The sequence below is a fragment of the Novipirellula sp. genome (assembly GCF_041583735.1).
GTDB lineage: Bacteria > Planctomycetota > Planctomycetia > Pirellulales > Pirellulaceae > Novipirellula.
In genome coordinates this window covers 1-6,814 of record NZ_JBFHFD010000464.1, presented here as the reverse complement: position 1 = coordinate 6,814, position 6,814 = coordinate 1, and the positions used below count along the sequence as shown (strand labels likewise).

Here is a 6,814-nt window from a genome sequence, read left to right as displayed (position 1 = left end):
TTCGCTGACCACGGTCGAGATGTAGCTGTTCCTCTTCTTGGGCCCTTTCTTACGCTCACCCGCGTTGATGCTGTTGATCCCAAAGTTTCCATTGGACATGTCGAGCGGACCGGTGAGCGCATTGACCATTGCCATTTGCAGGAAGGTTTCGGGCGTGAACGCACTTCGGCTGTCTTGTTGGCCATGGCAGTATTCACGGGTGATCAAATTGGGCATCGTTCTCTCGACACCCGCCATCGGCACCGGTCCGTCATGGAAATTGATCAGCAACTTGTTTTCCGCGGCTGCATTGATGGCGTCTCGGGTGAAATCGGCCTTGTTGCCCATGAAGCCGTACTTCATGCCCGTCGCACCCAGATCCGCATAGTGACGGAACAGTGTTTCATCGCCGAAGTTTCCTTTCTTGCGGTCGTAATAGAGCATGATCATCACGCCCTTTTCCTTGGCATAACTCATCACCTTGGCAATATCAACCTCCGGTGCGACAGTCATCTTTCCATCGCCCGCTTTGGTGAACCAAAAATCGTCGACGGTAAAGTACTCGATGCCTTGTTCGGCACAGAAGTCGATCAAATGCAAGTAGCTGCGAGTATCGATGCCATAAACAAATTCTCCGTTGTGATAGCCGTGAATCCGCCAATCCCAGAGGCCTTTGCCAGGCTTGATCCAGCTCGTATCGGCTAGCTTGCAGGGGGCCGCGAGATTCAGCGCGACTGTATTCACTGTTAAATCGCCGGCCGTTTCGTCGATCAAAATCACTCGCCAAGCCGTCACTTGTCCTTCGCCAATCGAGACAGCAGAACTCGACGCCACCAGCGAGCCTGAGGCAGCGGCAAAACGGATTCCCATGATCTCAAACCCGGCGGCGGAATACAGATCCGACTCCAGCAACGCGACATGCAGCCCGTCGTCTCGCTGCGTCACCAACGGGACGGCGACCCGTTTTGCTTTGGTGAGATCAACGATTTTCGCACCACGTTGGCCTGCATAGTGAGCCGCACCGCCGAGCAGTTTGTACTCGCTGGTATACGTCATCTTCTTGCCTGCGGACTCTTTCGGCAGCACAAAGCGGAATCCGACTCCGCCATCAAACACGCGGCAAATCAATTGCACCGGCACATCGTCTGCCGACAGCGAAAGCGTCAGTTCGCGGTGCTGATCGCGGATGCTGCTGAACTGGCCATAGACCGGTTTCCAACTCGAATCACTCTCGCGAATCGACTGATCAATCACCGTCATCTTCGCACCAGCGAAAATCTCGACTTTGGACGCATCAACGACCGGCCTATTCTCCCTGGAAATGGAATAGAACAGTGTGTCTTCGCGAACCTCGAACGAAACCGCGACTTGGCCATCCGGAGATCGCACCGTCACGGGATCCGCATACAGATTCGTCGCTGTCAGCACGCCCACCACCAGCCAGGTGAAAAACCTCGTCATTTTCGTTCCTTTCCTTTTCGTCGAACCGCTGAATACGGGGCCGCCGTCTATCTGTCATCGGGACCAGCTTGAGTTTCATTATGGGGGAATGACGACGTTATTGGGGTGTATGGAGGCCAAGAAACCCATTGTCATTGCTGAAATCGCGGAGATGAGAATGATTTGCGACACGGTTCTATGGATTTGCGACATCCGTAGGCTTTATTTCCCACCGGCTTTGAGCAAACCGCTAGCTTCATGTGTTGTCACCCCGCGTGGACAACAAACCATCGATCAAACATCGAGAGAAGCACGTACTCTCCTTGTGGAGAGACGTTGAGTTTGTTGATTTCGCCTGGCAGCCATTGCTCCCACAGAATCTTTGCATCAGGACAGCTGATGACCTTGAACAATGTTTCTCTGCGATCACCGACATGTTCACAACAATAGGCCGTTTTGCCATCGGGCGACACACCTACGGTCAGTTTGTGATCGTCGTTGGTTTGCAGCAGTGTCTGTGGCGACGATACAGGGCTTTCATACCAAAGAACCTTGCCTGAATGTGTTCCGACCACCATCGCTCCGCTTGCGCTCACCGACTGACTGTAGTGCTCGATGCGGATGCTGCCCGTCTTATTCACGCTTGTGGGTGAGATGGAATAATGCGCGATCCCGGTCCTTGTTGAATACGTCATCCGCTCCGCTGGAAAAATCGGATGCTTCAATAGCTCTAGATCACTGGTATTGAACTCGGCGATTCGTTTTCCGGTTGGTAACGAAATCAGATCCGTTGGTGCTGCGACTGCTGACGTGCCACCGAAGAATCCTTCAAAGAAGCCGCGTTTCGCCTCCTGACCCGGGGACGTGGGTTTGCTCTTGTAACGAATGATCACGCGGTCTCCCAATTGATTGATCCAAACGGAAGTCGCCTTTGAGTCGCTGCGTGTCTCGATCTTGATCTCTTTCTCTTCCGCGAGATCCATTAGTTTGACGCCATCGGATTTGGTCAGCCACGCCAGTAAACGACCGTCGCCGGAAAGCCAGTGTTTGCCCATGTAAGGAGAAATGTCGTCAGGTAGATCCGTCACTCGTTGAAACGGTTTCCCAAGGTCCGCAACACACACGCTCGATTGGCTCGTCACGGTGGCACGTCCGTTGTCGTCAATCCCGCAAGCCGACGGGCCGTACGGAATTGCATTGGCGAAGTGGGGTCGCCAAGTATCAGCATTCCAAATTTGTACCCCGTTCTCTTGATTGACGAGTCCAACCAAAAATTCGCCGCCAGCAGAGAACTTCCATTGGTCGAGCCATTCGCAGCGACCAATGGTGGTCACCTCTGCTGAGTTTGTCGTTCTCATTAGCATATCCTTGTTGCGAAAAACGACGGTGTCTTGGTTCACCGCAATCAAATCGTCGGATGTGCCGACTTGCCACTTTATGTTGCCTTGGGTATCGAATTTGGCCGCGAAATAAGTGCTGTCTTGGTAATTCCCGCTCATAATTTCGATGGCCAAATTTACCGAACGGATTTTTTTGAGTGTGGCGAAGCAGTGGCCATTGGAAACACAAACGTTTCGCAGTTCAAAGCCTTCGGGTGTAGCGAAACGAAATTCAGGAGGTTTGCCACTGGATTCCGATAACCAAACACCTGTTGAGCTGAAGACACCGAGTTGATCGACGTCGCTAAAAAAGACGATGGGTTTTCCTGAATTGATTTGGTATTGCTGCAAACGTTTTCCCGTTTGGCAATCGTAGAGCGTCACGTGCTGATGTGATCCTACCACGAGTTTTCCACCATCGTTAGACAATGCAATGCTGGTAATCTCACTCGCTTTTACAGCGATGCGATGTTTTACTTCACCAGCAGTGACGACGTCACGGATTTCAATCGTGTCGCCCTGCAAGATCGCGATCCGCGAACCGTCTTGCGAGCCTGTGGCATGTTCCATTTCTTCGATCGGCAACGCGATGGCGATTTTCTCGAGCACCTCGCCGGTTGGAAGTTTGATTACGGTTAAGTAATGACGGTCCCCATAGTAAGTCTTTCCTACGATTACTAAACGAGTTTGATTTACCGACAAAATCTCACCATCGGCTGCAAGCCCATGTAGAAGACTATGCGGAATCATCTTGATTCGAGAATCAAGTTTGGGCACGGTTGAATCTTCAGCGTGTAGCGTCATCGCAGCCAGGATCGAAGCGAGAATGACGACGACAGCGATCGGATGACCGTAACGTGGTTTCGCTAAAACTCTCATTTGGATTTGCCTGCTCTGATAAAATGACTGAAACGCCTAGCGTGGGGCAGGTTTGAAACCTGCCATCGTGAATCGCTACCATTATCCCTAACAATCCTTCGCATCAGGAAAGGCAGGTTGCAAACCTGCCCCACGAGAGATGATAGAGCATTTTCGTCGCCGTCGACTGCCGCACCTGGACAAGCCGGGAGCGATTTATTTCGTTACAGCCTGTCTCGAGGGGAGTGTCCCAGCGCTGGGATTACAAGAGATTGCGGATTACCGGCAACAACTTGCGAGCCGAGCCATCCCGCAAGGCATGAACGCATACGAGTGGGAGCGAAGAAAATGGAAATTGGAATTTGCCAAGTCCGATGACTGGCTCGACCGAGCACTCGCCACGCGGCATTTGGAAAACGAAAGCCAGGCCCATGAAGTTGAAACGTCACTACTGCATTTTGCGGGCGAACGTTACGCGATCTGGGCATGGGTTGTAATGCCGAATCATTTTCATTGGGTGTTCGAACCGTTGCGGCAGTGGGTTGATGGTCTCGGTGAAGCGGCAGACGAGCGTACGCCGAGAGAACGGATCATGCACAGCGTGAAGCGTCATTCGGCAAGGCAATGCAATCGGCTACGAAGTACTATGGGTACGTTCTGGCAAGACGAGTCCTATGACCATTGCGTGGACGATGTGGATGAGTTGGAGAGAGTCATCCATTATGTCGAGCGGAATCCGGTAAAGGCCGGATGCGTCACGGATCAACACGAGTATCCATTTTCGTCGGCACGCTATCGGCGAGACAACGGGATCCCGTTCGGTCGCCCCCTGGTCGGCAAAACCCAATTGACGGCGTTTGGTTAACCGTGGGGCAGGTTTTTAACCTGCCATTCCGCGATCTACCCAATCCGAGATCCGTATGTGTTGTCGATTGGCTATGGGGTTTCGATAATGGACGGCAGGTTGCAAACCTGCCCCACGGCGAACGATGAATTTGGTCCTGATGAAGACGATCTGGATCGTTCTACACCGTTTCGATCAACGTTCTCTTGCTGTCCCGCAGTATCTTGATCTCCGATTTAACCGAATCTCTGCGATGCTGACATCCTCGCATCGCAGCCTTCACACGAGAGATAATTCTGGTGCATTCAGCCTTCGCTTTCTGGATTTTTGATTGCACAATCCAATCGGAAATCAATCCATCAAAGAAGTAATCTGCAAACTTCGAGAATCCATCGATCTGAAGTGATACCTGAAGACGCGCGTCAGCATCGGCAAGTTCTTCTTCAAATCGCAGTAACCTCCTTTGCGCGAATCGGGCTTGATCCTTAGCGGCGTCGATCTTTGAGTGTTTTGCCATCGTCGTCAGCATGCCGCCGCCGAACAAATCCAGAACGCCCCAGTTGGCGGCGGAAGCAAGTGTGTCTCGGATTCTCTCAACCGATTGAAGTGCGAACTGCCCCGCCTCAACAGCCTCATCAAGTTCTTTTTGGTCTGCCGCTAAATCCGCGATCTGCTGCGTTAGTTCAACAAGCTTTCTTGCAATGTCGCTGTCGTTGTCCGAAAGATATCGCTCTTTTTCGACAAGCACACGTTCGTACTCCGTGCCAGCGTTTTCCAGTCGTGATGACTCGTCCGTCAATCGCTGCACCTCCTCACGCAGATCATCCAAGCTGGCGGTGACTTGATCAAATTTCAGTTTCGCGGCGACAAACTCTTTCCGCTCTTTATCAAGTCTCTGCTCCTTGCTGCCAAGCATGGCATGAAACAATCCTGTGAGACTCAAACCTTCCAAGGCAGCGAGATCCGAATGCTCTTTCTCAGCGATCTGCCTCAGGCTCGTCTGCTCGTGTTTTGCTTCTGTCAGCAAAAGGCGAGCTGAACGTAACATCGATTCAAGCTTTTCTTTCTGTCGGAGGTTCGCTTTGGCAATCGCAAGCCGTTCGTTGAAATCGTTTAACATTCAGGCTTCCTAAGTTTCGAACAAGGCAATACGTCTTAATCCGGACGTCGCAATCCGGCGACAAATCGACATTGACGCTCGGTTTCATTTAAAGTCAGGCTTCATTCCTCGACCAACAGGGCGCTGATGAAAGTGAGCACTGGAATTGCGACACTGCCCCTCGTCCAATCAATCAAAGCACTTCCCGAGTTAGTGGCGGGCTACGACCAATCGTGTTGTGGTTGCCGTTTGGGGATCGCACAAGCCGCTTCTGGCGTGACCGATGCCCACTTGTGATTGCGTTCACCGAAAGGAGTCGCATCGTCCCGTCTTGAGCACAGAATGCATGCATTATCCCGAATCCGCTTAACGCCGCCGATTCGAAACGCGAGCGGCATGAAGTCTTGGTAGAATGAACCGGCTACTTCGATTTCAGGAAGGACCAATCTGGATTTACGACGAACAAGGCAGATGATACGAAATAGCGACCATCCAATCCAGCTTCAGACCAATTCGGTTGACCACCCCGAGAAAAGAGAAACCATATGTCATACGTAAAATTTGGTGCAATTGTATTCTCTCTGTTCGTCGTGACTTCGTTCGTCTCGGCTTCCGAGCCAGATGAAATCCGAGAGAAGGCCAAGGCGGTGCAGCGAGAAGCGATCGAACTTGCGGAACTGGGCCGTAATGAAGAAGCAGCAAACCTGAAACGCCACGCCACGACAATGTTGGAAGAGGCTGATCGTCTCCAGCGTGATCATCTCCAGCGTGAGCGTCTGGATCAGGGCAAGGCCAAGATTATGAGACTGAGGCGTTCTCTTGAGGAATTACGTCACGAGGAGGATCGTCTGAGGCAAAATCCTGATGCGAGTGAACGGCTCGCTAATGTCCGACGTCGGGCACAACAAGTGGAGTCGGAACTCGAAGGTCTTTCCGACGAGTCGCACCGACAGCAAGCTGCCCCACACCACGAGATTGTCGGTCGTCTCGAACATATGCGGATTGCTGTCGAGCATCTGCATCACTCTGGACTGCATGACGTTGCAGAAAAAGTTGCCCAACAAGCCGAAGCCATGGAACGGGAACTGCATGAACGCCAGAAACATCCTAGCGATAAATTGCTTCGCGAGATGATGAAGCAACTCGATCAGATTCGGGATGAAGTTGGACGATTGCGTGGCGAAGTGAATGAGCTTAAGGAGAGACGTGATCGAT

General features: G+C 52.0%; 6 protein-coding genes. 3 read left to right on the top strand and 3 right to left on the bottom strand.

Features of this window, described 5'->3' with window-relative positions; all coding sequences use genetic code 11:
• Both ABX962_RS25870 and ABX962_RS25865 read right to left on the bottom strand, forming a co-directional pair.
• A partial coding sequence (locus ABX962_RS25870) for a glycoside hydrolase family 97 catalytic domain-containing protein (protein ID WP_372723669.1) occupies positions 1-1,440 on the bottom strand: 1,440 nt, incomplete at its 3' end.
• 245 nt (positions 1,441-1,685) lie between these two features.
• The gene (locus tag ABX962_RS25865) at positions 1,686-3,677 is read right to left on the bottom strand and encodes a hypothetical protein (protein ID WP_372723667.1); all 1,992 of its coding nucleotides are present in this window, start codon (positions 3,675-3,677) and stop codon (positions 1,686-1,688) included.
• A gap of 139 nt (positions 3,678-3,816) precedes the next feature.
• Between ABX962_RS25865 and ABX962_RS25860 the strand changes: the two genes are divergently transcribed.
• Positions 3,817-4,521 (top strand): transposase, encoded by a 705-nt coding sequence (locus ABX962_RS25860; RefSeq protein ID WP_372723665.1) that lies wholly within the window; start codon positions 3,817-3,819, stop codon positions 4,519-4,521.
• 160 nt (positions 4,522-4,681) lie between these two features.
• Here ABX962_RS25860 and ABX962_RS25855 read toward each other — a convergent pair whose 3' ends face one another.
• Positions 4,682-5,620, bottom strand: coding sequence for a hypothetical protein (locus ABX962_RS25855; RefSeq protein WP_372723663.1), 939 nt, complete (start codon positions 5,618-5,620; stop codon positions 4,682-4,684).
• Between the two features lie 126 nt (positions 5,621-5,746).
• Between ABX962_RS25855 and ABX962_RS25850 the strand changes: the two genes are divergently transcribed.
• Both ABX962_RS25850 and ABX962_RS25845 read left to right on the top strand, forming a co-directional pair.
• Entirely contained in the window at positions 5,747-5,896 is a 150-nt protein-coding gene (locus tag ABX962_RS25850) for a hypothetical protein (protein WP_372723661.1), read from the top strand.
• Positions 5,897-6,246: 350 nt separating this feature from the next.
• Positions 6,247-6,814: hypothetical protein (locus tag ABX962_RS25845; protein WP_372723660.1), on the top strand; the 568-nt coding region annotated here is incomplete at its 3' end.